At 63.8% G+C, this 24,717-nt stretch carries 25 protein-coding genes; 9 read left to right on the top strand and 16 right to left on the bottom strand.

Translation table 11 applies throughout. The features are described 5' to 3' along the window. Positions 1-14 precede the first annotated feature (14 nt). Together GRI55_RS08335 and GRI55_RS08330 are read left to right on the top strand one after the other, a co-directional pair. Positions 15-653, top strand: coding sequence for a carbonic anhydrase (locus GRI55_RS08335; protein ID WP_160766809.1), 639 nt, complete (start codon positions 15-17; stop codon positions 651-653). 37 nt (positions 654-690) lie between these two features. Continuing rightward, positions 691-1,410, top strand: a complete 720-nt coding sequence (locus GRI55_RS08330; RefSeq protein WP_160766808.1) for an NYN domain-containing protein — start codon at positions 691-693, stop codon at positions 1,408-1,410. A gap of 57 nt (positions 1,411-1,467) precedes the next feature. Here the strand turns inward: GRI55_RS08330 and GRI55_RS08325 are convergent, their stop codons facing one another. Further along, positions 1,468-2,745, bottom strand: coding sequence for a hypothetical protein (locus GRI55_RS08325; protein WP_160766807.1), 1,278 nt, complete (start codon positions 2,743-2,745; stop codon positions 1,468-1,470). A gap of 302 nt (positions 2,746-3,047) precedes the next feature. Between GRI55_RS08325 and gyrA the strand changes: the two genes are divergently transcribed. Further along, positions 3,048-5,885 carry a DNA gyrase subunit A gene (gene gyrA, locus GRI55_RS08320; protein ID WP_160766806.1) on the top strand — a complete coding sequence of 946 codons (2,838 nt, stop codon included), beginning with the start codon at positions 3,048-3,050 and terminating at the stop codon, positions 5,883-5,885. 55 nt (positions 5,886-5,940) lie between these two features. Here gyrA and GRI55_RS08315 read toward each other — a convergent pair whose 3' ends face one another. After that, positions 5,941-6,609 (bottom strand): lysoplasmalogenase family protein, encoded by a 669-nt coding sequence (locus GRI55_RS08315; protein ID WP_160766805.1) that lies wholly within the window; start codon positions 6,607-6,609, stop codon positions 5,941-5,943. Positions 6,610-6,662: 53 nt separating this feature from the next. On the opposite strand from GRI55_RS08315, the gene trmFO reads away from it, so the two are divergent. Further along, positions 6,663-8,030 carry a methylenetetrahydrofolate--tRNA-(uracil(54)-C(5))-methyltransferase (FADH(2)-oxidizing) TrmFO gene (trmFO, locus tag GRI55_RS08310; protein ID WP_160766804.1) on the top strand — a complete coding sequence of 456 codons (1,368 nt, stop codon included), beginning with the start codon at positions 6,663-6,665 and terminating at the stop codon, positions 8,028-8,030. Here trmFO and GRI55_RS08305 read toward each other — a convergent pair. From GRI55_RS08305 to GRI55_RS08285, 5 genes are all read right to left on the bottom strand, one after another. Beyond that, positions 8,027-8,485 (bottom strand): EF-hand domain-containing protein, encoded by a 459-nt coding sequence (locus GRI55_RS08305; RefSeq protein ID WP_050601286.1) that lies wholly within the window; start codon positions 8,483-8,485, stop codon positions 8,027-8,029. The two genes, trmFO and GRI55_RS08305, sit on opposite strands and share 4 nt — an antisense overlap. Before the next feature lie 32 nt (positions 8,486-8,517). After that, positions 8,518-9,195 (bottom strand): hypothetical protein, encoded by a 678-nt coding sequence (locus GRI55_RS08300; RefSeq protein ID WP_160766803.1) that lies wholly within the window; start codon positions 9,193-9,195, stop codon positions 8,518-8,520. A gap of 1 nt (position 9,196) precedes the next feature. Further along, the gene (locus GRI55_RS08295; RefSeq protein WP_160766802.1) at positions 9,197-10,582 is read right to left on the bottom strand and encodes a pyruvate dehydrogenase complex E1 component subunit beta; all 1,386 of its coding nucleotides are present in this window, start codon (positions 10,580-10,582) and stop codon (positions 9,197-9,199) included. A gap of 3 nt (positions 10,583-10,585) precedes the next feature. Then, on the bottom strand, positions 10,586-11,662 hold the full coding sequence (pdhA, locus tag GRI55_RS08290) for a pyruvate dehydrogenase (acetyl-transferring) E1 component subunit alpha (RefSeq protein WP_237452454.1): 1,077 nt from the start codon (positions 11,660-11,662) through the stop codon (positions 10,586-10,588). A 130-nt stretch (positions 11,663-11,792) separates the two neighbouring features. Further along, complete coding sequence (locus GRI55_RS08285) at positions 11,793-12,107, bottom strand: FtsB family cell division protein (RefSeq protein ID WP_050601354.1); 315 nt, start codon at positions 12,105-12,107, stop codon at positions 11,793-11,795. Positions 12,108-12,279: 172 nt separating this feature from the next. Here GRI55_RS08285 and hppD point away from each other — a divergent pair, with 172 nt between their 5' ends. The 5 genes from hppD (at position 12,280) to GRI55_RS08260 (ending at position 17,049) form a co-directional block, all read left to right on the top strand. Then, positions 12,280-13,401 (top strand): 4-hydroxyphenylpyruvate dioxygenase, encoded by a 1,122-nt coding sequence (gene hppD, locus GRI55_RS08280; protein ID WP_160766800.1) that lies wholly within the window; start codon positions 12,280-12,282, stop codon positions 13,399-13,401. Further along, positions 13,398-13,970, top strand: a complete 573-nt coding sequence (locus GRI55_RS08275) for a VOC family protein (RefSeq protein ID WP_160766799.1) — start codon at positions 13,398-13,400, stop codon at positions 13,968-13,970. Before hppD ends, GRI55_RS08275 begins: the two co-directional genes overlap by 4 nt. 63 nt (positions 13,971-14,033) lie before the next feature. Next, positions 14,034-14,912, top strand: a complete 879-nt coding sequence (locus tag GRI55_RS08270) for a mechanosensitive ion channel family protein (protein ID WP_050601280.1) — start codon at positions 14,034-14,036, stop codon at positions 14,910-14,912. A gap of 47 nt (positions 14,913-14,959) precedes the next feature. Then, complete coding sequence (locus GRI55_RS08265; protein ID WP_160766798.1) at positions 14,960-15,874, top strand: haloalkane dehalogenase; 915 nt, start codon at positions 14,960-14,962, stop codon at positions 15,872-15,874. Next, positions 15,871-17,049, top strand: a complete 1,179-nt coding sequence (locus tag GRI55_RS08260; RefSeq protein ID WP_160766797.1) for an MFS transporter — start codon at positions 15,871-15,873, stop codon at positions 17,047-17,049. Before GRI55_RS08265 ends, GRI55_RS08260 begins: the two co-directional genes overlap by 4 nt. 3 nt (positions 17,050-17,052) lie before the next feature. Here the strand turns inward: GRI55_RS08260 and hemN are convergent, their stop codons facing one another. From hemN to ccoO, 9 genes are read right to left on the bottom strand one after another with little or no spacing between them, the layout of a single operon-like run. Then, positions 17,053-18,366: an oxygen-independent coproporphyrinogen III oxidase gene (hemN, locus tag GRI55_RS08255; protein WP_160767060.1), complete on the bottom strand. Its 1,314-nt coding sequence runs from the start codon at positions 18,364-18,366 to the stop codon at positions 17,053-17,055. Positions 18,367-18,398: 32 nt separating this feature from the next. Then, on the bottom strand, positions 18,399-18,608 hold the full coding sequence (locus tag GRI55_RS08250; RefSeq protein ID WP_160766796.1) for a hypothetical protein: 210 nt from the start codon (positions 18,606-18,608) through the stop codon (positions 18,399-18,401). Continuing rightward, positions 18,605-18,757: a cbb3-type cytochrome oxidase assembly protein CcoS gene (gene ccoS / locus GRI55_RS08245; protein WP_050601277.1), complete on the bottom strand. Its 153-nt coding sequence runs from the start codon at positions 18,755-18,757 to the stop codon at positions 18,605-18,607. The genes GRI55_RS08250 and ccoS overlap by 4 nt, the downstream gene beginning before the upstream one ends. Beyond that, entirely contained in the window at positions 18,754-20,877 is a 2,124-nt protein-coding gene (locus tag GRI55_RS08240; protein ID WP_160766795.1) for a heavy metal translocating P-type ATPase, read from the bottom strand. The genes ccoS and GRI55_RS08240 overlap by 4 nt, the downstream gene beginning before the upstream one ends. Beyond that, a complete protein-coding gene (locus GRI55_RS08235; RefSeq protein WP_237452453.1) occupies positions 20,874-21,323 on the bottom strand; it encodes a FixH family protein in 450 nt (149 codons plus the stop codon). Before GRI55_RS08235 ends, GRI55_RS08240 begins: the two co-directional genes overlap by 4 nt. Next, complete coding sequence (gene ccoG / locus GRI55_RS08230) at positions 21,320-22,903, bottom strand: cytochrome c oxidase accessory protein CcoG (protein WP_160766794.1); 1,584 nt, start codon at positions 22,901-22,903, stop codon at positions 21,320-21,322. Before ccoG ends, GRI55_RS08235 begins: the two co-directional genes overlap by 4 nt. After that, positions 22,890-23,801: a cytochrome-c oxidase, cbb3-type subunit III gene (gene ccoP, locus GRI55_RS08225; RefSeq protein ID WP_063507160.1), complete on the bottom strand. Its 912-nt coding sequence runs from the start codon at positions 23,799-23,801 to the stop codon at positions 22,890-22,892. Before ccoP ends, ccoG begins: the two co-directional genes overlap by 14 nt. After that, positions 23,791-23,955, bottom strand: coding sequence for a CcoQ/FixQ family Cbb3-type cytochrome c oxidase assembly chaperone (locus GRI55_RS08220; protein WP_063507159.1), 165 nt, complete (start codon positions 23,953-23,955; stop codon positions 23,791-23,793). Before GRI55_RS08220 ends, ccoP begins: the two co-directional genes overlap by 11 nt. Beyond that, positions 23,952-24,716, bottom strand: coding sequence for a cytochrome-c oxidase, cbb3-type subunit II (gene ccoO, locus GRI55_RS08215; protein ID WP_050601273.1), 765 nt, complete (start codon positions 24,714-24,716; stop codon positions 23,952-23,954). The genes GRI55_RS08220 and ccoO overlap by 4 nt, the downstream gene beginning before the upstream one ends. Between the last annotated feature and the right edge of the window lies 1 nt (position 24,717).

The raw sequence follows: 24,717 nt of genomic DNA, 5'->3' as shown, positions 1-24,717 counted from the left end.
GCAGCGATGATCGCATGAAGACTTTCGAACAGATGATCCAGGGTTACGGCCGCTTTCGCGAAGGCGACTGGCACAAACAGCACGACCGCTGGGAACAGCTCAGGGAAGGCCAGTCGCCGCAGGTCATGGTGATCGCCTGCTCCGACAGCCGCGTCGACCCCGCCCAGATTTTCGATGTCGATCCGGGCGAGATTTTCGTGGTGCGTAATGTTGCCGCGCTGGTCCCGCCGTTCGAAACGACGCCCGGCCGGCACGGCGTATCCGCGGCGCTCGAATTCGCTGTCCAGTTCCTCAAGGTCCGCGAAGTGGTGGTCATGGGCCATGGCATGTGCGGGGGGTGCAAGGCTGCGCTGACGCAGGACCTGCATGGCAACGCGCTGGGCGAAGGCGGGTTCGTGGCGCACTGGATCGACATGCTCGACGCGGTGCGAGAACCGATCGCTGTGGAAAAGGGCACGAGCGGCCGCATCGCCGAACGCGCAATGGAACTGGCCGCGGTCAAGGTCAGCCTGGAGAACCTTCGCACCTTCCCCTGCGTGCAGGAAAAGGAAGGCAATGGCAGTCTCACCCTGCGGGGCGCCTATTTCGCCATTTCCGACGGGATTCTGCACCTGCTCGACGAGGAAAGCGGAGAATTCGCCCCCGCCCCGTGACTTGCGCGTGACCCGGCTTGCGGTCATGGAAGCGCATATGTCGGATATCGAACAACGCAATATCGCTCTTCTCATCGATTCGGATAATGCCAGTCCTTCGGGCATTGATCCGGTGCTCACCGTGCTTGCCGAACTGGGCCAGGTGAACATCCGCCGCGCCTATGGCAATTGGCGCAAGACGAGCCTCAAGGGCTGGATCGATCTGATGCATCGCTATGGCATCGAACCGCAGCAGCAGTTCGACATGACCAAGGGCAAGAACGCTACCGACATGAAGATGACGATCGACGCGATGGACCTGCTCTATCGCGGCCGGGTCCATGGGTTCGGGATCATGAGCTCGGACAGCGACTTCATGCCGCTTGCGATGCGCATCCGGCAGGACGGCCTGCCGGTCTACGGGTTCGGCGGTGCCAAAACCCCTGAGGCATTCCGCCAGGCATGCACGCGTTTCATCGACGTGAATGCGCTGATCAAGGCGGAAAAGGACACCCCCAAGGAAGGCGGGCCGAGCAAGGCATCGAACGTCCTCGACCAGGATTTGCTAGACCTGCTGTTCGACGCCTATGCCGCCAGCAAGCGCGACGACAAGGGCTATGCCAACCTGTCCGAAGTCGGACAGCGCGCGGGCAACCGGTCAAGCTTCGACACGCGCAATTACGGTTTTGCGCGTCTCACCGACCTGATCGAGACGATTCCCAATTTTTCCGTCGAGCGGCGCGGGAATGGCCAGAGCTTCGTCAAGCGGTTGCGCTAACGAAAAAGGGCGCGAGCCGTAGCCCGCGCCCTTCTGCAATTCTTAGGCTGTCAGCCCTTACATCGCAGTGCCCGAAGTCTGCTGCGCGGCGTAGATTGCCCAGAGGTTGGCGATCGCGTCACGCGGACCTTCCACTTCGTTGAAGGTCGCTTCGGCTTCAGCGAACTTACCCTGGTCGAACTGCGCAATGCCCAGGCGGGTCAGCGCCATCGGCGCCTCGGCGCCAGCCATCCCGGCGGCTTTGCGATAAAACTCCTCGGCCTCCGCGGGACGTTCGAGGCTGAGCAGCGCGTCGCCTGCAGCCATTACCGTGCGGACACCGGCACCATCCGCGCGCGCGTCGGCGAGGAGGGTGTCCATATCGGCGCGATCGGCTGCAACACGGCCGGCCGCCTCGCTGCGTGTATCGGTGACGTAGGGATCGTCAGCCGCCAGCATTCCCTTCTCGACACCCTCGTCGATCACCGAAACCACTTCGGCGGGCAGACGGCGGTAATCGGCCGCCTCGACATATTCGAGATAGATGCGGTCGTCGTTGAGCGTGCCGACGCGGCGGCCGAGACGAAGCAGGTCGAGCGTTTCCGGCTTTTCGTATCCGCCGGTATTCAGCAGGATGGCGATCGCGTCGCGCCAGCTGGTTTCGCTGGGATAGTCGGCGACGTACCAGCCAGCGAACTTCTGCGCGTCCTCGGTCATAGAGGCGCGATAGGCGACAGCCAGGCCACGCTGGAGCCAGGTTTCGTCGACCGGCTGACCGGCGCTCTTGCGTGCATCGATCACGCCCGAAAGATAGGCAAGGCCTTCCGCATCACGCTCTTCGGCGAAATAGCTTTCCGCAATGATGCCTTCGGGATTGTTCTCGGTGTATCCGGCATCCAGTGCAGCCTGGAGATAGGTGCGAGCCTTCCCGTACTGCTTCTGGTTAAAGGCGATCTGGCCGGTCTGGAGATTGACCATGCCCAGCTGCTCGGGAGCAACCTGCCCGCTTTCAAGCATGAGTTCGAGACCCTGGAGGATCAGGCCCATGTCATTGAGCTTCTGGCCCGCGTTCACGATCGCGCCGCCGGCAGCATGGCGATCCGACGCGTTTTCGATGGCACCGACGACTGCGGGGACGGCTGCCTTGACTGCGGCAGGATCGACGGTTTCAGCGCCGAGCGCCGTCTCGAGCGGCGAATATGCTGCGATGAAGGCCTTCGAATACTTCGGCTTCTTCTGCGCGAATGCGGGTGCCTCGATGGCTGCCAGGCCGACAGCGCCCCCTGTGGCCAGCGCCAAGGCTAGCGCGAGGGTGGAAGCCGCGCCGTTCTTGCGGGCAAGACGAGTGAAAATCATGTGGTAAACTCCCAAGGATGAAAGGGGATCGAGCGCGTCGAACACCTGGATAAATGGCTGCGCGGGACATGCCGCGAGTGCACGCTCATTGCAAATTCTTCTACCGGAAGCGTGCTGAACGGCGATTGAATGCACCCGCGCGGTGCAGTTCATCGTGATGATCGCGGAATTGTGCAGCCATATGTGGAAAAAGCGCGCGAAAGCTGGCTTTGGTTCCCATTGCCGAGTGGCGCCTTCCCCCCCTTTGCCCTAGGGTCGCAGGCCATCGGAAAATAGTTTTTCGCAGTACGGAATTACACGTTTTGTCAGACGACACCGACATTCTGGAAACGCCCGCCCCCGGCGGTGACGGTTACGCCCGCATCGACATCGTCGATGAGATGAAGACGAGCTATCTCGATTACGCGATGAGCGTGATCGTCAGCCGCGCGCTGCCCGATGTGCGCGACGGTCTGAAGCCGGTTCACCGCCGGATCCTGTTCGCCAGCCAAGAAGGCGGCTTCGTGGCCGGGCGCCCCTATCGCAAGAGCGCCAAGATCGTCGGCGACGTGATGGGCAACTATCACCCGCACGGCGATTCCGCGATTTACGATGCGCTCGCCCGCATGACGCAGGACTGGTCGCTGCGCGTGCCCTTGGTCGATGGTCAGGGCAACTTTGGTTCGATGGACCCCGATCCGCCGGCCAGCATGCGATATACCGAAGCGCGGCTCGCGAGGGTCGCCAACGCGCTGCTCGACGATCTCGACAAGAACACGGTCGATTTCACGGACAATTACGACGGTTCGCGGCGCGAGCCGACCGTATTGCCCGCGCGCTTCCCAAACCTGCTGGTCAACGGCGCGGGCGGCATTGCCGTCGGCATGGCGACCAATATCCCGCCGCATAATCTGGGCGAAGTGATCGATGGCTGCTTTGCCTATATCGATAACCCGGCGATAACCTCGGAAGAGCTGTTCGAGATCATCCCCGGTCCCGATTTCCCGACCGCCCCGCTCATCCTGGGCAAGTCGGGTGCACGCTCGGCCTACACGACCGGACGTGGATCGGTACTCATGCGTGCGCGGCATGAAGTCGAAACCAAGGGCAATCGGCAGGCGATCGTGCTCACCGCGATCCCCTACCAGGTCGGCAAGAACGCACTGGTCGAAAAGATCGCCGAAGCCGCCAAGGAGAAACGGATCGAAGGCGTTGCGGACATCCGTGACGAATCGAGCCGTGAAGGCGTCCGCGTGGTGGTGGACCTCAAGCGCGATGCTTCGCCCGAAGTCGTCCTCAACCAGATCTGGCGCTACACGCCCGCGCAGGCGAGCTTTCCTGCCAACATGCTGGCGATCCGCGGTGGTCGGCCCGAAGTCCTCACGCTGCGCGACTTCATCCAGGCCTTCATCACCTTCCGCGAAGAGGTCATCACGCGGCGGACGAAGTTCGAACTGAACAAGGCCCGCGAACGCGCGCATATCTTGCTTGGCCTGGTCGTCGCCGTGTCCAACCTCGACGAGGTCGTGGCGATGATCCGCAGTTCGCCCAATCCGGCGGAGGCGAGAGCCAAGCTGCTCGTCAAGGAATGGCCGATCGGCGACATCGCGCAATACATCGCGCTCGTCGAAGCAATCGAGCCGACCGACGAACAGTCGGGCGGGACCTACCGCCTGTCCGAACGGCAGGTCAAAGCGATCCTCGACCTTCGGCTTCACCGTCTGACCGCTCTGGGCCGCGACGAGATCGGAGACGAGCTCAAGGAACTCAGTATCGCGATCGAGGAATACCTCTCGATCCTCGCCGACCGCGTAAAGCTCTACGGCGTGCTGCGCGAAGAGCTCGAAGAAATCCGCAACACCTACGCCACCCCTCGTATCAGCGAAATCGCCCCCGCATGGGACGGGATCGAGGACGAAGACCTGATCGAGCGCGAGGAAATGGTCGTCACGGTCACCCATGGAGGGTACATCAAGCGCACTCCGCTCGATGCCTTCCGTGCGCAAGCGCGCGGCGGCAAGGGTCGCAGCGGCATGGCGACCAAGGACGAAGACGCGGTCGTCGAAATGTTCGTCACTTCGACACATAACCCCGTGCTTTTCTTCACCAATACCGGCCGCGTCTATCGCCTCAAGGTATGGAAGCTGCCCGAAGGCGGCCCCCAGACCAAGGGCCGTCCGATGGTCAATCTGCTTCCGCTGGGCGACGATGAACGCGTGACCAACGTGCTCCCCCTGCCCGAGGACGAAAGCGAATGGAGCGCGCTCAACATCGTCTTCGCCACCGAGCAGGGGATGGTGCGGCGCAATTCGATGGACGCCTTCACCAACGTCCCCAGCAATGGCAAATACGCCATGGGCTTCGTCGAAGGTAGTGGCGACCGGTTGATCGGCGTGCGGCTGCTGCGCGAAGATCAGGAAATCTTCCTCGCATCCGATGCCGGCAAGGCCATCCGCTTCTCCGCCACTGACGCGCGCGAAACCAAGAGCCGGACGGGCATCGGGGTTCGCGGGATGAAGCTCAAGGAGGGCGAAAAGGTCGTCTCGATGGCGGTGCTCGTCACCGGCGAACGCGACACCGAAGTTCGCGATGCCTATTTGCGCGCTGCCGACTGGAAGAACAACGAGAATGCCCCCACCCTCGACGCGGCAAAGGTCGAGGAAATGGCCGAGCAGGAAGAGTTCATCCTGACGCTGACAGCCAATGGCTACGGCAAGATCTCTTCCGCCTACGAATACCGCACGACCGGCCGCGGCGGTCAGGGGCTTACGAATATCGGCGAACCCACCAGCAACCCCGACCGCAACGGGCACGTGGTGGCCAGCTTCCCGGTCCGGCATGGCATGCAGCTGATGCTGGTGACGGACCGCGCCAAGCTGATCCGGTTGCCGCTGCAATTCCGGCATATGCTTGAGAACGGGTTCGAGACGCACGAAGGCTTCTCGATCTCGGGGCGCGGCTCGTCGGGCGTCCGTGTCTTCAACGTCGCCAAGGGTGAACAGATCGTCGGTGCCGCGAGGATCGACGAGAATGAGGAACCCGAAAACCCGGCTGAGGAAGCGGTAGCGGACGAGATTGCCGACCGTGGCGGGCTCGACAAGACCGAGCCCTACACCACCGCGCATTCGGACAAGAATATCGAAGGCGAACCGGGCGGCTGACGATCAGAGGGCCGGTCCTGCATTGGTCCGGCCCCGTTGGCCCTCGGGCCCTGGATCAGGTTTTGTCCGGCCGCCGATCCATGCGCAGCGTCTGCACCACGCCGGTCGCGATAAGAAACTGCCCGCCGAAATAGAGGGGCCAGATTGTCCATGCGGTGGCGAAATCGGGCAGGGCCGCTGCTTCGCGTGCGAAGATCAGCAGATCACTCACCACGAACATTACCGCACCGAGGCCCACCCGGTACCGCGGAAAGCGGCTCGTCCAGGCGGCAGCTGCCATGCCCCCAACCACTGCGGAATAGGCCGTGGCGACGATCCAGTTCGGCATCGGATAGGCAATCAAACCAGCGATAAGGGGTGTCAGCAGAAGCAGGCTGCCACCCGTAAGGATTTGACTGCTGCTGGTGCTTGCACGGCGATTGCGCAAATACAGGATGATCGCGACTGCATGGCCGAGCGCGAACAACGCCCCCCCGATCAGGAAGCTGATCTCCAGTGTCACATCGCCCAATGCGCCCAGCGTGAGCGCGCCGGCAATCAGCAAACCGTCGAAACCCCGGGTGCGAAAGGCAGCGTAGAGCGCCAGAAATCCGACCCCGGCCCCTTTCCACAGCATCAGCCATGCGCCGCCGATCGGATCGTCGGCAACGAAAAAATAGGAAACGCCGGCGACGAGGCTGGCCAGCAGCCAGGGCCGTTGCTTGATAAGGGCGCGATGCGGCATCGCACGACGCTAGGCCTTGTCGAAGGGGCCATGCAAGCACTAGGGCGCGCGCGATGACCCATGATATCCACATAATCGGTGGCGGCCTCGCAGGCAGCGAGGCGGCCTGGCAACTGGCGCAGCGCGGCTTCAAGGTGCGGCTGTCCGAAATGCGCGGCAGCGGCGAGATGACGCCAGCGCACCAGACCGACGGTCTGGCCGAACTGGTCTGTTCGAACAGCTTCCGTTCGGACGACGATACCAAGAACGCGGTCGGACTGCTGCATCACGAAATGCGCCGGCTCGACAGCATCGTTATGCGGGCCGGCGAAGTCGCGCGCGTCCCCGCGGGTTCGGCCATGGCGGTCGACCGCGACGTCTTTTCCGCCGAGGTGCAGCGCACGCTGGAAGAACATCCCAATGTCACCGTGGTGCGCGAACGGGTCGACGCTTTGCCCGCCGAAGGGCCGACGATCGTCGCCACGGGACCGCTGACCGCGCAGACTCTGGCAGAAAGCATTGTCGGCGCCACCGGGCAGGACCGGCTCGCTTTCTTCGATGCCATCGCGCCGATCGTGCACCGCGACAGCATCGACATGAGCAAGTGCTGGATCCAGTCGCGCTGGAACAAACGCACCGCGGCGAGCAATGAGGACGGCGATTACATCAACTGTCCGATGACCAAGGAGCAGTATCTCGCCTTCCACCAAGGCCTGATCGACGGCGACAAGACCGAATTCAAGGAATGGGAAGCCGACACGCCCTATTTCGATGGCTGCATGCCGATCGAGGTGATGGCCGCGCGCGGTGTCGAGACGCTGCGCTACGGCCCGATGAAGGGCGTCGGGCTCGACAATCCCTACGACACCAGCGAGGAACACCCGCAGGGGCGCTGGCCCTATGCGGTGGTGCAGCTGCGACAGGACAACAAGCTCGGCACGCTATGGAACATGGTCGGCTTCCAGACCAAACTCAAATATGGCGCGCAAATCGAGCTTTTCCGCACGATCCCGGGTCTAGAGAGTGCCGAATTCGCGCGGCTGGGCGGGCTGCACCGCAACACCTTCATCAATTCGCCGCTAGTGCTCGATCGCCAGCTGCGGTTGAAGGGCGGCGCGCACATCCGCTTCGCTGGCCAGATCACCGGCTGCGAAGGCTATGTCGAGAGTTCTGCCGTCGGCCTGATGGCAGGACTCATGGCCGCTGCGGAACTGGCCGGTCACGAATGGTCGGCGCCGCCGCGGACCTCGGCATTCGGCGCGCTGCTATCACATATCACCGGCGATGCGGAAGCCGCGACCTTCCAGCCGATGAACGTCAATTTCGGGCTCTTCCCGCCACTTCATGACGTTGGCAAAAAAGTGCGCAAGGAAGCCTACACCAACCGGGCCAAGGAAGACTTCGGGCAGTGGCTCGGAGCGATGGAAGCCGTCCCCGCCTAGCAGGCGCAACGAGTTTTCCGCCGTGGTTTCGGCGCAGTGGTGGCAAATTCGCCCGGGGTCAGCTGGTTGTCGCCATCGGCATCGGCGCCTTCGAATTTGGTGACCGTAGCTACCGCCCATTCCTCGAAATCGAGCAGGTTGTTGCCATCCACATCAAGCTTGCGGAACGCGTCGGTGCGGCTCGAAAGCATTTCCGTGCGAGTGATCCGCCAGTCGCGATTGCGGTCGTAGCGGAAAAAGCGGCGCTGTTCCTTGGTCAATTCGCTCGCCTCGGGCGGCGCGGGGCCGACCATGTCGCCCGGGTCGCTCGCGGGGACCTCGGGTTCGGCGACCACAGGCTCGGCCGGAACCGGCGGCGGGGCGCCGCGTTCGATTTGCGCGCGGCCCTGCCACCAGAAGGCACCCAGCCCCGCGAGGGCGAGTGCAATCATCGCTCCGAGCACGATCCGGTTCATGGCCCCCGCTCCTTCTGCCGTTAAGAGCGAGCCTAGCGTCCAAACAGGCCCAGTCGCAAGGCCACCAGCGGACTCAGACGATCGCCCAGCATCGGCCCGCCCCCTGCGCGAAGCGAGCGCCGAGCGAGGCCTTCGATCACAGCCAGTGGGCGCAGCGCAGCAGGAAGCTGCCCTTCGGCCCGCGCGGCGCCCCGCTCCTGATCGAGCACGCGATCGCGTTCGCCGTCCTCGGAAGCATAAGCGGCCAAGTCCGCCCGGGCCCAGATCCGTCCTGCCGCTTCCGCCCGTACCTCTGCATTGGCTGCCCCGAGACGGGCAGCCAGCCCGCGAGCCACCCCCGCTCTCCCGTCGATGAAGCGCTGCATGTCGGCAGCGCCAAACGGACGTTCGCCAAGCAATGCTTCCCACCCGTCGACCAGCGAGAGCAGCGGTAATTCATTGTCCGCCCATGTCCTGCCGATGAGGTCGAGCAGCAGATCGCCCTGCGGGCGAGCGGACGCTGGCGCCCCTAGCTGATCGCGCCACCATGCCAACCGCATCTGGCCGAGCATCGGCTCGCTCGCGCCGAGCACCATCCGTCCGATGCGCCCGTCGAGCGCAAAGGCGGCCAGCCAGATGTCTCGCCGAGACCCGGCACTCGCCAGTGCGATGCGCGACACTTCCGGACATTCGTCGAGCAGGTCGCCCGCGGCTGCCTGGTCCTGCTCCATATCAGTCGCGATAGCAGACCTTCTTGGCGGCAGCGACGATACGCGGGGTGTCGATCAGGGCCAGCTTCTCGAGATTGGCGGCATAGGGCAGCGGCACGTCCTCGTCGCACACGCGCGTTACCGGCGCGTCGAGATGGTCGAAACCGTCTTCCATGCAGATTGCCATGACCTCGGATGCGATCGAGCATGTCGGCCACCCCTCTTCCGCGATGACCAGACGATTGGTCTTCGCCAGCGAGGTGAGGATCGCTTCCCGGTCCAGCGGGCGCAGCGTGCGCAGATCGATCACCTCGGCATCGATGCCTTCGTCCGCCAGCTCGTCCGCTGCCTCCAGCGCGAGGCCGACCGCGATCGAATAGGCGACGATCGTGACATCCGTTCCCTCGCGCATGATCCGCGCCTTGCCAATCGGCAGGACGTAGTCATCGAGATCGGGGACGTCGAAGCTGCGCCCATAAACGAGTTCGTTCTCGAGAAAGACGACGGGGTCTTCGCAGCGGATGGCGGCTTTCATCAGCCCCTTGGCATCGGCAGCATCGTAGGGAGCGATCACCACGAGGCCCGGCACGCTGGCGTACCACGGACCGTAATTCTGGCTGTGCTGCGCGCCGACGCGGCTGGCCGCGCCGTTCGGGCCACGGAAGACCACCGGGCAGCGCATCTGGCCGCCCGACATGTAATTGGTCTTCGCCGCCGAGTTGATGATGTGGTCGATCGCCTGCATGGCGAAATTGAACGTCATGAATTCGACGATCGGGCGCAGGCCGCCCATCGCTGCCCCGGTGCCGATGCCGGCGAACCCGTATTCGGTGATCGGCGTGTCGATGACGCGCTTGGGGCCGAATTCGTCGAGCAGGCCCTGTGTGACCTTGTAGGCACCCTGGTACTGCGCGACTTCCTCGCCCATCACGAAGACGCGTTCGTCGGCACGCATTTCCTCGGCCATGCCGTCGCGCAGCGCCTCACGCACGGTGGTGGCGGTAAATGCCGTTCCTTCGGGAACCTCGGGGTCCTTCACATCGGTCTTGCGTGCAGGCTTGGTTATCTGCGCTTCGCTCGGATCGCGGCCGACGTCCTTGCCTTCGCCCGGCGTGTCCTCGACCGCTGCGTCCTGGACGGGAGCCTCGATATCTGATGCATCTTCGCCTTCGCCGGCGAGCATGGCGATGACTGTGCCGACCTTCACGCCTTCGGTGCCTTCATCGACCAGGATTTTCCCCAGAGTGCCTTCGTCGACGGCCTCGAATTCCATCGTGGCCTTGTCGGTTTCGATCTCGGCGATGATGTCGCCGGCGACGATCGCGTCACCTTCCGACTTCAGCCATTTGGCCAGCGTGCCTTCTTCCATCGTCGGGGACAGCGCGGGCATTTTCAGTTCGATAGCCATCGCTCAGTACTCCCCCACGAGAACATCGGTGTACAGTTCGCCGGGTTCCGGTTCGGGCGAACTCTCGGCGAAGTCTGCCGCCTCGGTCACCGTCTTGCGGATTTCCTTGTCGATGGCCTTGAGCTCGTCCTCGGTCGAACCGTTTTCGAGGAGCACTTTCTTGATTGCCTCGATCGGATCCTTGTGTTCGCGGATATCCTGCACTTCCTCGCGCGTCCGGTACTTGGCGGGATCGGACATCGAATGCCCGCGATAGCGATAGGTGTTGCATTCCATCAGCACGGGGCCCTTGCCCTCGCGCACGTGCTTGAACGCGATTTCGGCGGCCTGCCGCACTTCGAGCACGTCCATGCCGTTCACATCCATGCCCGGAATGCGGAAAGCGGTGCCGCGGCGATGGAATTCGGTTTCCGCCGAACTGCGACCGACCGCCGTGCCCATGGCATACTGGTTGTTCTCGACGACGAAGACGATAGGCAGCTTCCACAGCGCCGCCATGTTCATCGTCTCATAGACCTGGCCCTGGTTGGCCGCGCCATCGCCGAAATAGGCGAGGCAGAAGCCGCCATCATCATTATACTGATGCGCGAGCGCGAGGCCGCCGCCCAGCGAGACCTGCGCGCCGACGATGCCGTGCCCGCCGTAAAATTTGTGCTCGGTCGAGAACATGTGCATCGACCCGCCCTTGCCCTTCGAAATGCCCGCCTCGCGCCCGGTGAGTTCGGCCATGATGACCTTGGGATCGATGCCGTAAGCAAGCATGTGACCGTGATCGCGATATCCGGTGATCACACTGTCCTTGTCGCCGTCGAGCGCGGACTGGAGGCCGATCGCGACCGCTTCCTGGCCGATGTACAGGTGGCAGAAGCCGCCGATCAGGCCGAGCCCGTAGAGCTGGCCGGCGCGTTCCTCGAACCGGCGAATGAGCAGCATCTGCTTGTAGAAGTCGAGCAGCTGTTCCTTGCTGGCCTTGAACCGCGAGTCCTGTTCGAACGCGTCCTGCAGCGAGTGAAGCGCGAACTCGCTGTCCTCTGCTGGTGACTTGGGGGCGGTTTTCTTGCTCCGGGGGGCTTTGGCCAAGACTTCGGATCCTTGTTCTTCCGGGGAGGAATATCGGCTGCGCCTATAGGCACAGCCACGCGTACCGCGCAACGGCAGAGCGTGCATGCATACGAAAACCCTTACGGAAAGCGGTGGTTTCCGTAAGCAGTCAGTCCTCGAGCTTGATAACCACTTCGTTGGGGTGGACGACGTTGAGCTGGCTGCGCAGCAATTCGCCGACCATGTCGGGATCGGCATGGTCCGGATGCAGCAGTGCGACGCGGTTCTTCAACGCCTCGCGCTCCGCTTCCAAGGCAGCGAGCTGGGCCTCACGCTGATCGAGCACGCGCAGGTTTTCGCTCCACGCGAGCAGGCCCGAAGGCCCGGCAATGGCAAAACCGCCCATCACCAGCAAAGCCGCCAGCGCAGTGTGCTGGGTGATCTTCGCCTGCTGAATCGGGGATCGAGAGCGAGTGCGCCGCATCATTCGACAGAATCACAGTTAACCGGCTCGCGCAAGCGCATTCTTGCGCGTGGGACCGTTCGTCGCACCGACGGAACAGCGCGTGGCGCCAGCCCCTCCCCGGCTTGACAACAACCACCCTGGACAGGTATTTAGTTTCCATTGCAACCAAACACCGTACCAGAGGATTTCCATGCCCGACCTGTTTGAAAACCCCATCGGCCTCGACGGCTTCGAATTCGTCGAATTCTGCGCCCCCGAAAAAGGCGTCATCGAACCGGTTTTCAAGGCCATGGGGTTTACCCACGTCGCATCGCACCGCTCGAAGGATGTCGAACTCTGGCGGCAGGGGCAGATCAACCTGATCCTGAACTATGAACCGCGCAGCGCGGCATGGTTCTTCGCCCGCGAGCACGGCCCGTCCGCCTGCGGCATGGGCTTCCGCGTCCGCGATGCGAAGAAGGCCTATGACGAACTGCTCCGGCGCGGGGCCGAGCCTGTCGCGGTTGAAACCGGCCCGATGGAACTGCGGATCCCGGCGATCCGCGGCATCGGCGGCGCGATCGTTTACCTGGTCGATCGCTATGCCGATGACCACGGCAACGGCCTGTCGATCTACGATATCGATTTCGAATATCTCGACGGCGCGGAGAAGTTTCCCGTCGGCGCCGGGTTCAACGTGATCGATCACCTCACGCACAACGTCTACAACGGCCGCATGAAATATTGGGCGGACTATTACGAAACGCTCTTCAACTTCCGCGAAATCCGCTTCTTCGACATCAAGGGCGAATACACCGGACTGACCTCGAAAGCGCTGACCGCACCCGACGGCAAGATCCGCATCCCGCTCAACGAGGAAGGCGAAGGCGGCAAGGGCCAGATCGAGGAATTCCTGCGCGAATTCAATGGCGAAGGCATCCAGCACATCGCACTGATCTGTGACGATCTTCTGCAGTGCTGGGACAATCTCAAACAGCTTGGCGTGCCCTTCATGACCGCCCCGCCCGCCACCTATTACGAGATGCTTTCCGAGCGTCTGCCGGGCCACGGTGAAGACGAGAACGAACTCCAGATGCGCGGCATCCTGCTCGACGGCACGACCGAAGGCGGCCAGCCGCGCCTGCTGCTCCAGATCTTCGCCGAAGCGCAGGTCGGACCGGTGTTCTTCGAATTCATCCAGCGCAAGGGCGACGATGGGTTCGGCGAAGGCAACTTCAAGGCGCTGTTCGAAAGCATGGAACGCGACCAGATCAAGCGCGGCGCGCTGACCGTCGGGGAAGCCGAAGCCGCTGCGAAGGAGCCGGCAGAATGAGCGATGTGACCGAACATCCGGTGAAACTGGGCGGCGTCCACCATGCGGCCTATCGCTGCAAGGACGCCAAGGAAACCGTCGAATGGTACGGCAAGGTGCTGGGCATGGAATACACCACTGCCTTCGCCGAGGACCATGTCCCTTCGACTGGTGAGTACGACCCCTACATGCATGTGTTCCTGGATGCCGGTAACGGCAATATCCTGGCGTTCTTCGAACTGCCGAACCAGAAGGACATGGGGCGCGACGAGAACACGCCCGCCTGGGTCCAGCACCTTGCCTTCAAGGTGGCAAACAAGGACGAGCTTCTGGCCGCCAAGGACCACGTCGAAAGCCTCGGCATCGACGTGCTCGGCCCGACGCATCACGGCATCTTCAAGTCGATCTATTTCTTCGATCCCAACGGTCACCGCGTCGAATTGGCCGCCGATATCGGGACCGACGAACAATATGCAGAACTCAAGCGCGTGGCGCCGATGATGCTCGACGAATGGAGCGAGACCAAGACCGCGCCCCGCCATGCGGACTGGCTGCACGAACTTGCCCGGAAGGAACACGGGGTCAGCTGACCCACACCGGCTAGGAACCTCACCCTTTGCGTTGCGTTGCAGCGCAAAGGGAGTTTCGCACTCGTGAATTACATCGATACGCTGCGCGAACAGCTGCAGGACATGGGCGAAGGTTTCGTGGCGAGCCTTCCCAGCATCGCGATTGCGATCTTCATCCTTTTCATTACCTGGATCCTCGCGCGCTTCGCTGCGCGTATTTCGGACATGCTGGTCGGCCGGACCGACCTGCGGGCCAGTCTCAAGACGCTGATCGACACGCTGGTCAAGCTGGGGATCTGGGTCGCGGGGATCTTCATCGCGGCTGTCGTCGTCCTGCCGGGCCTGACCGCCGCCAGCCTGCTCGCCGGGCTCGGGATCGGCGCAGTCGCCATCGGCTTCGCCTTTCAGGACGTGTTCGAGAACTTCCTCGCCGGCGTGCTCATCATGGTCCGCGAGAAGATGCGCATCGGCGATGTCATCGAGTGCGAGGGCATTTCGGGCAAGGTCGAACATATTACCTTGCGCGAAACGCATATTCGCAAGCTCTCGGGCGAACTGACCGTCGTGCCCAATTCGATCCTGTTCAAGAACCCCGTCGAAATCGTTACCGACGAAAGCCAGCGCCGCCACGAGGTAGTGGTCGGCGTTTCCTACGACACGCAGCTCGACCATGCTGCAAGCGTGATCCGGCGCGCGGTCGAAGGGGTCGACCATGTCCTCGCCAGCAAGGGGATCGACATCTTCGCGCAGGAATTCAATTCCAGCTCGGTCGATTTCCTGGTGCGCTGGTGGGCGGGATCTTCCCCGCGCGACGGCTGGGAAAGCAAGGACAAGGTCATCCGCGCAATCAAGGCGGCGCTGGACGATGCAGAGATCGAAATCCCCTTCCCCTATGTGACGCATACCTTCAAGGAAACGGTTCCGGTCAGCCACTTGGGTGACACCAGTCATCCGACGCCTTAAGGTTTCGAATCAGGACCGGATCATCGGTCGCCTGGGAGGAGAAACCTTTGCAGATCCTGCGCACGCCCGCCGAACGCTTTGCCGGCATTCCTGACTATCCGTTTGCCGAGCACTGGTTCGAGGTCGACCTCGGCGATGGCCTTAAGGCTCGCCAGCATTACGTCGACGAGGGGCCGCGCGATGCCCCGCCCGTCCTGCTGTTCCATGGCGAGCCGAGCTGGTCGTTCCTCTATCGCAAGATGATCCCGCCGCTGGTGGAGGCTGGCTTCCGCGTGCTCGCGCCCGATCTGATCGGCTTCGGAAAAAGCGACAAGCCCGACGACATCGCGTTCTACACCTATGCCCGCCATGTCGACTGGCTCAAGCAGTGGCGCGCTGCAGTCGAACCGCGCCCGGCCGCGCTGTTCTGTCAGGATTGGGGGGGACTGCTGGGGCTGCGGATGGTTGCCGACGATCCCGATCTGTTTTCCTGCGTCGTCGCCAGCAACACCTTTCTGCCCGCAGGCGGCACGCCAAGCGAAGCTTTCCTGGCCTGGCGTGAGTTTGCACGAAGTTCGCCCGATTTCAGGATCGGCGCGCTGCTCGACCGCGCCACCGCGACGCCGCGAAGCGAGGCGGAGATCGCTGCCTATGACGCGCCCTTCCCCGATGAGCCTTCGAAAGCGGGCGCCCGCGCCTTCCCGGCGCTGGTCCCTGCGGCTGACGGGATGCCGGGGGTCGAGGAAAACAAGCGAGCCTGGCCCGCGCTTGCCGCTTACGACAAGCCGTTCCTCACCCTATTCGGCGAAGACGATCCCATCACCCGCGGCGCTGAGAAGCATTTGATCGAACGAATTGCGGGCGCTGCGGGGCAACCGCACCAGACGCTGGGCACCTGCGGTCACTTCTGCCAGGAAGATCAGCCCGATGTCCTCGCGCAAGGCGTCATCGCGATGGCGCGCAAGGCGGGTCACCTCGGTTGAACCATACGGCACGACTGACGGCCGCGCAGGAAACCTCGCTCGCGATCGCCGCGGCGGTGGTGACGGCGAACGCCTATTACATCCATCCGATCATCGCGCTGGTTGCCGACCACTTCGGGGTCAGCCACGCACGGATCGGACTGGTCCCGGCGCTCAACCAGCTCGCTCTGGCTGTCGGCATCTTCCTGCTGTTGCCGCTGGGCGACAGGTTTTCCAACCGCCGCCTCACCATCGCGTTTGCCACAGGACAGACGGTATCGCTGGCGGTCATGACGTTCGCACAGGGCTTTACGCTTTTCGTGCTCGGATCGACGCTGCTGGGGTTCTTCACGATCGCACCGTACTTGCTGCCCGCATATGCTTCCAAACGCGTGGCTCCCGAACGGTTGGGACAGGTCACTGCCAAGCTGACTGCGGGCGTCATCCTGGGCATTCTCGTCGCCCGGGTGGGCGCGGGCGTCGTCGCCGAGCATTTCGGCTGGCGCGCGGTCTATTGGGCCGCGACCGGGCTGATGCTTGCAGTCACTCTCGCCCTGCCCCGACTGATGGAAGGTGGCGAGCGGCCGGCCAGCGGAAGGCAGTCCTATACCGGGCTCATCCTCTCGGTGTTTCCGCTACTATCGCGCCACCGCGAAATCCTCATTGCCGGCGCCATTCAGGGCTTGAACTTCGCACAATTCATCGCGCTCTGGCTCGGGTTGGCGCTTTATCTCACCTCACCGCCGATGGGGTATGGCACCGACACGGTCGGCTACCTTGCAGGCTTGGCGGCGGTAAGCATCGCCTCCACGCCATGGCTAGGCCGCTGGTCCGATGCGATCGGCCCGCGCACTGCGCGAATGGTCTTCGCCTCGATACAGCTCGTCGGGATCCTGCTGCTGTGGCCGCTGGGCGGGACGCTGTGGGGGCTGCTGGTGCCGCTGTTCATCGCCAATCTCGTCGGACCGGGAATCGACGTCACCGGCCGGATGACCTTCCTCTCGCTCGATCCCGCGATCCGCACCCGGCTGACCACCATCTATGTCGTGATCATGTTCATCGGCGGCGGAATCGGCAGCTATGCCGGGACGCTGGCCTATGACATCTACGGCTGGGCCGGGACCTGTGCGCTGCTGGCGGGATGTTCGCTCGCTCTGACTGCGCTGTCCTTCGCAGCGCGCCGGTATGGCCGCTGACGCTCAGACCGCGGAGCTGAACTGCCGAGCGCTCGGCTGCCGATACGCGTCGAACGCTGCGGCGATCGTTCGCGCATAGGGGAGCCCCTCCGGACAGATGGTAAGCCATTGCCCGTCGATAGACGCCAACCCTCGTTCGAGAAACGGGCGGAGCGTCTCGTTCGCTTCCCGCATGAGGCACGCCCCTAACTGCGCGCGGCCCTGGCACAGCAGCCGTTCGATCACCGCTGCGCGGTAACGGTCGTCGGGATTGCGGACGATGCCGCGACCGGCCGGCAGGTGTCCCTGCGAGCTGAGCATGCGATAGCGGCCACTGTTCTTCTCGTTCTGCGCGAGCAATTGCGGGAAGCTGCTGATTGCCGACGCGCCCAGCCCGATCAGGATGTCGCTGGGATCGTCGGTGAACCCCTGGAAGTTGCGCCGCAACGTCCCGTCCAGCGCCGCACGGGCGAGCGGGTCTCCCCCCGGCTTGGCGAAATGGTCGAAGCCGATCGGCGTGTAGCCATGCGTGGCGAAATAGGCGTATCCCATCTGGGCCATGGCAAAGCGTTCGCGCTGGTCTGGCAGGTTGCTGCCATCGATCACCCGCTGCCGCGGTACCATGTGCGGCACATGAGCATAGCCGAACAGCGCGACCCGGTCGGCGCCGAGCACACGGGTGCGCTGCAAACTGTCTTCCAGGTCATGCATCGTCTGGCCCGGCAGACCGTACATCAGATCGAAGTTGAGCGACGTCACCCCCGCCCCACGCAGCCAGTCGACGGTCTGGACGATGCAATCCTCCGATTGCACGCGGCCAATCGCCTCCTGACACTGGGCCGAGAAGGTCTGTACGCCGAGGCTGGCGCGTTCGATACCGACCTGCCCGATCACATCGGCCCATTCCCGCGTCATGGTCCGCGGGTCGAACTCGATCGAGAAGGTCGGATTGGACACATGAAGGTTTGCAAGCAGGCTGTCGACCAATCGCTGGAAGTCGCCAGGCTCGATGGCATTCGGGCTGCCCCCACCGAAGGCGACCCGCGCGATCCGGGCAGAATCCGGCAGCAGCGCAGCGACCAGCTCGATCTCGCGGTGGAGGGCGGCCAGATAGGTCTCGAGCCGCTGACGCCGGCCCGATGCAGCCGTGTTGCATCCACAATAGTAACATATCTTCTCGCAAAACGGGATGTGGACGTAGAGCGAGATATCGCCTCCTGCTCCGCTCAGCGCTTGCCGGTAGAGGCCGGTATCGATGTCGCCGAATTCGGCGGCGGTGGGATAGCTCGTGTAACGCGGCACGGGCCTGGCGAGCAGATCGGGGTAATATGTCCACATGCGGGCCTTCTTGAAGGCGCGCACCATTCGCGTCATTGCGCCAGATCAAATCTCTTGCGACATGAACCTGCGTGGCACGCCTTCACGGCGCAGGGCTCCTCACGCGCCGGGTTGCGATCGACGGGAATTTCCACCGATCCGCCGTTGCACAGATCGGCGGTGATGGTCCGTGCGGGCTGCGGCAGCGGACCGACCGCGAGTGGCAGCAACACGAGGATGCCCGGTAGCACGGATACGGTCATCGCTCGTCTTCCTCATCGTCGATCAGGATACGCTGCGCAGCGCCATCGAGATCCTCGAACTGGCCCCGCTTCATGGCCCAGAAGAACGCGGCGAGACCGAGCATCCCAAGGCCCAGCGCAATCGGGATCAGGAAGGCGAGGCCGCTCATTGCGCCGCCCTGGCAAGCCTGAGCGAATTGCCTACCACGACGAGCGAGCTGAGCGACATCGCCACCGCTGCGATCAAGGGCGTTACAAGACCGGCCAGCGCCAGTGGCACGGCAAAGACATTGTAGACGATCGCGAAAGTGAAGTTCTGGCGCACGATCCGCATGGTCCGGCGGGCGACCCGTACCGCCAGCACGACGGGACGCAGCGACCGTCCGAGGAAGACCGCATCGGCTGCCTGCTGGCTCACATCGCTGGCGCTGCCCGGCGCTATCGAAGCATGCGCCGCGGCCAGCGCCGGGCCGTCATTGATGCCATCCCCCACCATGAGCGGGTGATGCCCGGCCGATTTGAGTTTTTCGATATGTGCAAGCTTGGCGTCGGGGTGAAGTTCGGCCTTCCACTCGAGCCCCAGGTCGCCGGCGACCGCGCTCACCGGCCCCGCCCTGTCACCCGAGACCACCGCACTTTCAATGCCCGCAGCGGCAAGCTCGTCCAATGTCGCCTGGGCATCGTGCCGAACGGGGTCGTCGAACGCGATATTCGTGACCTCGTCGCCGATGCGCAGTCCGGTAGCGATACGGAACCCGTCGGTATCGGGGCGGGTGAGCGCGACTGCGATACCGCCGAAGACAGCGGAGACACCATTGCCGCCCGTTTCTTGCACACTCGACAAGTCGACGGGTTGCACGCCGCGCCCTTCGAGCGCGCGGGTGATGCTCTTGCTCAGCGGATGGCGGCTGGTGCGGGCAAGTGCCAGGGCGATCGCTGCCTGCCGGTCGGTAAGATGGCCCAAGGCGGGCACCGGCTCGCCCACGGTCAGCGTGCCCGTCTTGTCGAACAGCGCGGTATCGATTTCGGCAAGCCGTTCTAGCGCGCTGCCATCTTTGACCAGCAGGCCGTTTTTGGCGAGCGCCCCTGACGCCACGACCTGCGCTGCCGGTACCGCGAGCCCCATTGCGCACGGGCAGGTGATGATCAGCACCGCAATCGCGATCACCAGCGACTGGTACCAACCCGCCCCGGCGATCATCCACCCGGCAAAGGCCAGCAGCGCGAGCGAGTGCACCGCCGGGGCGTAAAGCCGGGATGCGCGATCCGCAATGCGGACATAGTGGCTGCGTGATTGGCCCGCCTCGTCCATGAGCCGCGCGATCCCCGCGAGCGCCGTATCCGAAGCGGCCTCTGTCACCCGCACGCGCACTGCATTCCCAAGATTGATCGCCCCGGCATAAACCGTATCGCCGACCCGTGCCGCCTGCGGTGCGCTTTCCCCGGTCAGCATGGCATTGTCGAGCGTCGTCTCGCCTTCCTCTATCACGCCATCGGCTGCGAGCGCCTCGCCCGCCGCGACGATCATCAGCATGCCCCGCTCGAGATCCTCCGCAGCGACGGTGCGATGCGCCCCGCTTTCATCGAGGACCATCGCGCTGCGACCCATCCGCGACAGCAGGGCCCCGATTCCTGCGCGCGTCCGGTTGCGCATCGTCGCGTCGAGCGCGCGCCCGGCAAGCAGGAAGAACAGCAGCATGACCGCGCTGTCGAAATAGGCATGGCCCGTGCCCGCGATGGTCTCGTAGAGGCTCAAGCCCGTCGCCAGCAGGACCCCGATGGAGATCGGCACATCCATGTTGGTGCGTCGGTGGCGCAGTGCCATTGCAGCGCTCGCGAAGAAAGGCCGGCCGGCATAGGCCACCACCGGCAGGGCAATCATCGCCGACAGCCAGTGGAACAGGTCGCGCGTAACCCCTTCCGCGCCCGACCATACGCTGACCGAAAGCAGCATGATGTTCATCATGCCGAAGCCGGCCACGGCGAGCGCCCGCATCAGCGCCGCCGATTCGCGGTCGTCGCGCGCCATCGGATTGTCGGCCACGGACTGGGCCTCGAACCCGATGGCGGCGATCGCTTCGACCAGGTCATCCTCACCCAGTCGCGCGTGATGGCGGACGGCGACACGCTTGGCGGAGAAGTTCACCCGCGCCGCGTCGACACCTTCGAGCTTCGCCAGCCCGCGCTCGATCTTCGATATGCACCCGGCACAGCGCATCCCCGGCACGGTGAACCGGCTGTCGCGCAAGGGCATGCTACCCTGCGTGTCGAGTGCAAGCGGGGCGTTCATTGCACTTCCGCTTCATCCATCCAGCGCTGGTCACCGACGGCGATGGTAACGCGCGCGATCCAGCGGCCCGCGGGCAGGGTTTCGGCAGAGAGATAGCTGCCCGCCCCTGCCTGCTCCAGCTGCAAGGACATGTCCTGCGGCCGGCCGAGCGGTCGCCGCAAATCGGCGGAGAGGCGTGCCGCCGCCGGCACACCCTGCGTCGTTACCATCAGCCTGCCGTCCGCGGCGCGAGCCATCTGCGCAGCATAGCCAAGCTTGCGGCCCTCGCGCGCCTCGTCGAGCCAGCCGTTGAACTTCTGGCTCGCGACATAGGAGTTCTCGACCACCACGCCGCCGAAACCGCCGATCGCGAGCGAGGCCATGTAGAAATTCACCGCAACCACGATCCCGAAACCGGCGACCATGACCATGGCCATGTCCCGTCCTGTGAATTCACGGCGCATCATTCATCCTCCGGTGCATCGAAGCGCGTTTCCACCACATCCGTTTCACGTTGCTCGTCGAGCGAGGTGACGCGGAATTCGAATTGCTGCGGTGCGGTGCCGACCGGCACGGCGACATAGGCGCGCACTGCCCGCACGAGATCGGCCGGCACTGTCACCCGCTGCGTGGCTGAGGCCTCGTCGCGGTTGATCGTGTCGGTCCACATGAGAGCGCCGGGCAGGCCCTCGACCGCGATCTCCATGGCGCGCGGGCGGCTTTCCATGTTGCGGATCTTGAGCGTGTAGGAATTGCGCACCGATCCGTCCGACATGAGCATGAAGGGCGGGTTGCGATCGGGGGCGACGGTCAGTTCGGTATGACTGCGCGTACCCAGCGCGAACAGCAGTGCTCCGCCGATCCCAGCCCAGATCATCGTATAGGCGATCGTGCGCGGCCGCAGCAGCGTGCGCCAGGGCGATTTCACGGCTTCGCCGGCTGCCTCGCGCTCGCAATCTTCGAGCGTCGCATAATCGATCAGACCCCGCGGGCGTCCGATATCGTCCATGACCCGGTCGCAGGCATCGATGCACAACCCGCAGGTGATGCAGCCGATCTGCGGTCCTTCGCGGATATCGATCCCCGTCGGGCACACTTGCACGCACTGGGTGCAATCGATGCAGTCGCCGAACCGGTCGGGGTTCTTCGCTGCCTTCTTGACGCTTCCGCGCGGCTCGCCGCGCCAGTCCTTGTAGGTCACCAGCAGCGATTTTTCGTCCATCATCGCCGTCTGGATGCGTGGCCAGGGGCACATGTAGATGCACACCTGTTCGCGCATGAAGCCGCCCAGCGTGACCGTAGTCAGTGTCAGCACCGCGACCGTTATGTAGGCAACCGAAGCCGCCTCGCCGCGCCAGAAATTTTGGACCAGCGTGGGCGCATCGGCGAAATACATGATCCACGCGCCACCGGTCCAGAACCCGATGAACAGGTAGATGCTCCACTTGAAGGCGCGGCGCGCCACCTTGCTCCAGGTCCACGGTGCCGCGTCGAGCCGGATGCGCGCATTGCGATCGCCGTCGACGAAGCGGTCGACGTGCTGAAACAGGTCCGTCCACACCGTCTGCGGACAGGCATAGCCGCACCATGCGCGCCCTACGGCGCTGGTCACGAGAAACAGGCCGATCCCCGCCATGATCAGCAGTCCGGCCACGAAGTAGAATTCGTGCGGCCAGATCTCGATGCTGAACATGTAGAAGCGGCGATTGGCGAGATCCACCAGCACGGCCTGGTCGGGCGCGTAGGGGCCGCGGTCCCAGCGGATCCACGGCGTTACATAGTAGATCCCCAGGGTGACCAGCATCACCAGCCATTTGAACCGGCGGAAAGGCCCGTCGATCCGCTTGTTGTGCACAGCCTTGCGCGGCTCGTAGAGCCGTTCGGGCAAGTGCTCTCGCGCGGGTTCGTGCGGTTCGTGGCGACGCGTCGTCGCCGCAGGATCGGCAATCGCACCCGAGACCGGCTGGTTGCTCTTGGCGATGCCGTCCTCGACGACTACCGACCAGTCGCGTTCACCCGGTGGCCTGTTGTCTTCAGGGTTGTTCATCGACCGCTACCTCGGGATCCTCGGCAACTTCCACGAAGTCTTCGCCTCCCCCGAGCGAGTGTACATAGGCCGCCAACATCTTTAGCGTCACCGGATCGAGCCGGCCCTCCCACTTGGGCATCATGCCCATGCGCGGATTGAGGATCTGCTGCTTGATAGCCTCGCGGCTGCTGCCCCGCAGCCAGATCGCATCGTTGAGCGTGGGTGCGCCCTGTGCCCGGTCCCCTTCCCCGCGGATGCCGTGGCAGGCAGCGCAATTGTCGGCATAGATCTGTGCACCCACCGGATTGCTCTCGGCCTTACCACTGAAGGCGAGAACGTGATCGGTCAGGGCATTGAGCTGGTCGGTATCGAACGCGCCCGCGAAGGGCGGCATGACGCTGCTGCGGGTCTCGTCGTCGCCAGCCTGGCGAATGCCATGCGCAAGCGTGTATTCGATCGCCTTGAGATCGCCGCCCCATAGCCAGTCGTCGTCATTGAGGTTGGGATAGCCAAGTTCCTGGCTGCCCGCCGCGCCCGAACCATGACACTGCACGCAATTGACGCGGAACGCAGCTGCGCCACCGGCAACCGCCTGCTGCATCAGCGGGCCGTCTTCGGGCAGGCGTTCGATCGGAATGCGGGCCAGCTGCTCGCGCACGGTGGCGCGGGCCTGGTCGGCAGCGCTCATTTCCTCTGCCAGTTCCCCCCGGCTCGACCAGCCCAGCACGCCCTCGGTCGCCCGGTCGATCATCGGCCAGGCGGGATAGGCAATCACATAGCCCACCGCGAAGGCAATCGTCAGATAAAAGGTCCACAGCCACCAGCGCGGCAGCGGCGTATCGAGTTCCTCGATGCCATCCCATTCATGGCCGACGGTGGGCGTGCCGGTCGGTTGGTCGATGCGCTTATTCGCCATCGGCTTTTCCTTCGAAGATCAGGTTTGCAGCGTCGCGGTTACGTTCTTTCGCGCCGGGTCGGAACGGCCAGGCGCACAGCCCGACGAACAGCGCCAGCATCAGCACCAGCGCATAGCTGTCGGCGAAGTGGCGCAGGGTTTCGTAGATGCTCATCGGCCCTTCTCCTCGGCCAGTTCCTCGAGCGGTGCGGCGCTGTCGAAATCGACGAGCGTGCCAAGCATCTGCAGATAGGCGATGAGCGCATCCATCTCGGTCAGTTTGTCGGGATTGCCATCGAAATCGCGGATCTGCGCCTTGGGATAGCGCGCCGCGAGATCGCCGGGATCGCGATCGGGATCCGCCTGCGCGAGCATATCGGCCTCGGCATTCGCGAGGTCTTCCTCGGTATAGGGCACGCCCACCCGCATGAGCGCGACCATGGTCGCTTCGGGATCGCCGATTTCGAGTTCGGTCTCCTTGAGAAAGCCGTATTGCGGCATGACGCTTTCGGGCACCACGCTTTGCGGGTCCTCGAGGTGCTGGACGTGCCATTCGTCGGAATAGCGGCCACCCACGCGCGCAAGGTCGGGACCGGTGCGCTTGGAGCCCCATTGGAACGGATGGTCGTACATGCTTTCGGCAGCGAGGCTGTAGTGGCCGTAGCGCTCCACCTCGTCACGGAACGGGCGGACCATCTGGCTATGGCACACGTAGCAACCCTCGCGGATGTAGATGTCGCGCCCTGCCTGTTCGAGCGGGGTGTACGGGCGCACGCCCTCGACCTCCTCGATGGTATTGTCGAGATAGAACAAAGGCGTGATCTGGACGAGACCGCCGATGGCGACGGTCACGAAAGTGCCGATGGCCAGCAAGGTGATGTTGCGCTCGAGCCGTTTGTGGCCCTTGACGGTTTCTTCGACGACGGGATCGGTCATG

Origin of the sequence: Qipengyuania citrea (genome assembly GCF_009828015.1) — a bacterium.
In the GTDB taxonomy this organism is placed as follows: Bacteria; Pseudomonadota; Alphaproteobacteria; order Sphingomonadales; family Sphingomonadaceae; genus Qipengyuania; species Qipengyuania citrea.
Note: the sequence above shows the minus strand (reverse complement) of the source record. Positions and strands in the feature narration are given on the sequence as shown.

Coding starts and splice junctions, on each gene's coding strand:
- GRI55_RS08295 (WP_160766802.1), bottom strand. CDS start 10,582: ATGGCTATCGAACTGAAAATGCCCGCGCTGTCCCCGACGATGGAAGAA.
- GRI55_RS08240 (WP_160766795.1), bottom strand. CDS start 20,877: ATGAACGCCCCGCTTGCACTCGACACGCAGGGTAGCATGCCCTTGCGC.
- GRI55_RS08325 (WP_160766807.1), bottom strand. CDS start 2,745: ATGATTTTCACTCGTCTTGCCCGCAAGAACGGCGCGGCTTCCACCCTC.
- trmFO (WP_160766804.1), top strand. CDS start 6,663: ATGACCCATGATATCCACATAATCGGTGGCGGCCTCGCAGGCAGCGAG.
- GRI55_RS08305 (WP_050601286.1), bottom strand. CDS start 8,485: ATGAACCGGATCGTGCTCGGAGCGATGATTGCACTCGCCCTCGCGGGG.
- GRI55_RS08315 (WP_160766805.1), bottom strand. CDS start 6,609: ATGCCGCATCGCGCCCTTATCAAGCAACGGCCCTGGCTGCTGGCCAGC.
- ccoS (WP_050601277.1), bottom strand. CDS start 18,757: ATGAGCGGCCTCGCCTTCCTGATCCCGATTGCGCTGGGCCTTGGGATG.
- ccoO (WP_050601273.1), bottom strand. CDS start 24,716: ATGACCGATCCCGTCGTCGAAGAAACCGTCAAGGGCCACAAACGGCTC.
- ccoG (WP_160766794.1), bottom strand. CDS start 22,903: ATGAACAACCCTGAAGACAACAGGCCACCGGGTGAACGCGACTGGTCG.
- GRI55_RS08330 (WP_160766808.1), top strand. CDS start 691: ATGTCGGATATCGAACAACGCAATATCGCTCTTCTCATCGATTCGGAT.
- GRI55_RS08335 (WP_160766809.1), top strand. CDS start 15: ATGAAGACTTTCGAACAGATGATCCAGGGTTACGGCCGCTTTCGCGAA.
- GRI55_RS08300 (WP_160766803.1), bottom strand. CDS start 9,195: ATGGAGCAGGACCAGGCAGCCGCGGGCGACCTGCTCGACGAATGTCCG.
- GRI55_RS08250 (WP_160766796.1), bottom strand. CDS start 18,608: ATGACCGTATCCGTGCTACCGGGCATCCTCGTGTTGCTGCCACTCGCG.
- GRI55_RS08235 (WP_237452453.1), bottom strand. CDS start 21,323: ATGATGCGCCGTGAATTCACAGGACGGGACATGGCCATGGTCATGGTC.
- ccoP (WP_063507160.1), bottom strand. CDS start 23,801: ATGGCGAATAAGCGCATCGACCAACCGACCGGCACGCCCACCGTCGGC.
- hppD (WP_160766800.1), top strand. CDS start 12,280: ATGCCCGACCTGTTTGAAAACCCCATCGGCCTCGACGGCTTCGAATTC.
- hemN (WP_160767060.1), bottom strand. CDS start 18,366: ATGTGGACATATTACCCCGATCTGCTCGCCAGGCCCGTGCCGCGTTAC.
- GRI55_RS08285 (WP_050601354.1), bottom strand. CDS start 12,107: ATGCGGCGCACTCGCTCTCGATCCCCGATTCAGCAGGCGAAGATCACC.
- GRI55_RS08220 (WP_063507159.1), bottom strand. CDS start 23,955: ATGAGCATCTACGAAACCCTGCGCCACTTCGCCGACAGCTATGCGCTG.
- GRI55_RS08275 (WP_160766799.1), top strand. CDS start 13,398: ATGAGCGATGTGACCGAACATCCGGTGAAACTGGGCGGCGTCCACCAT.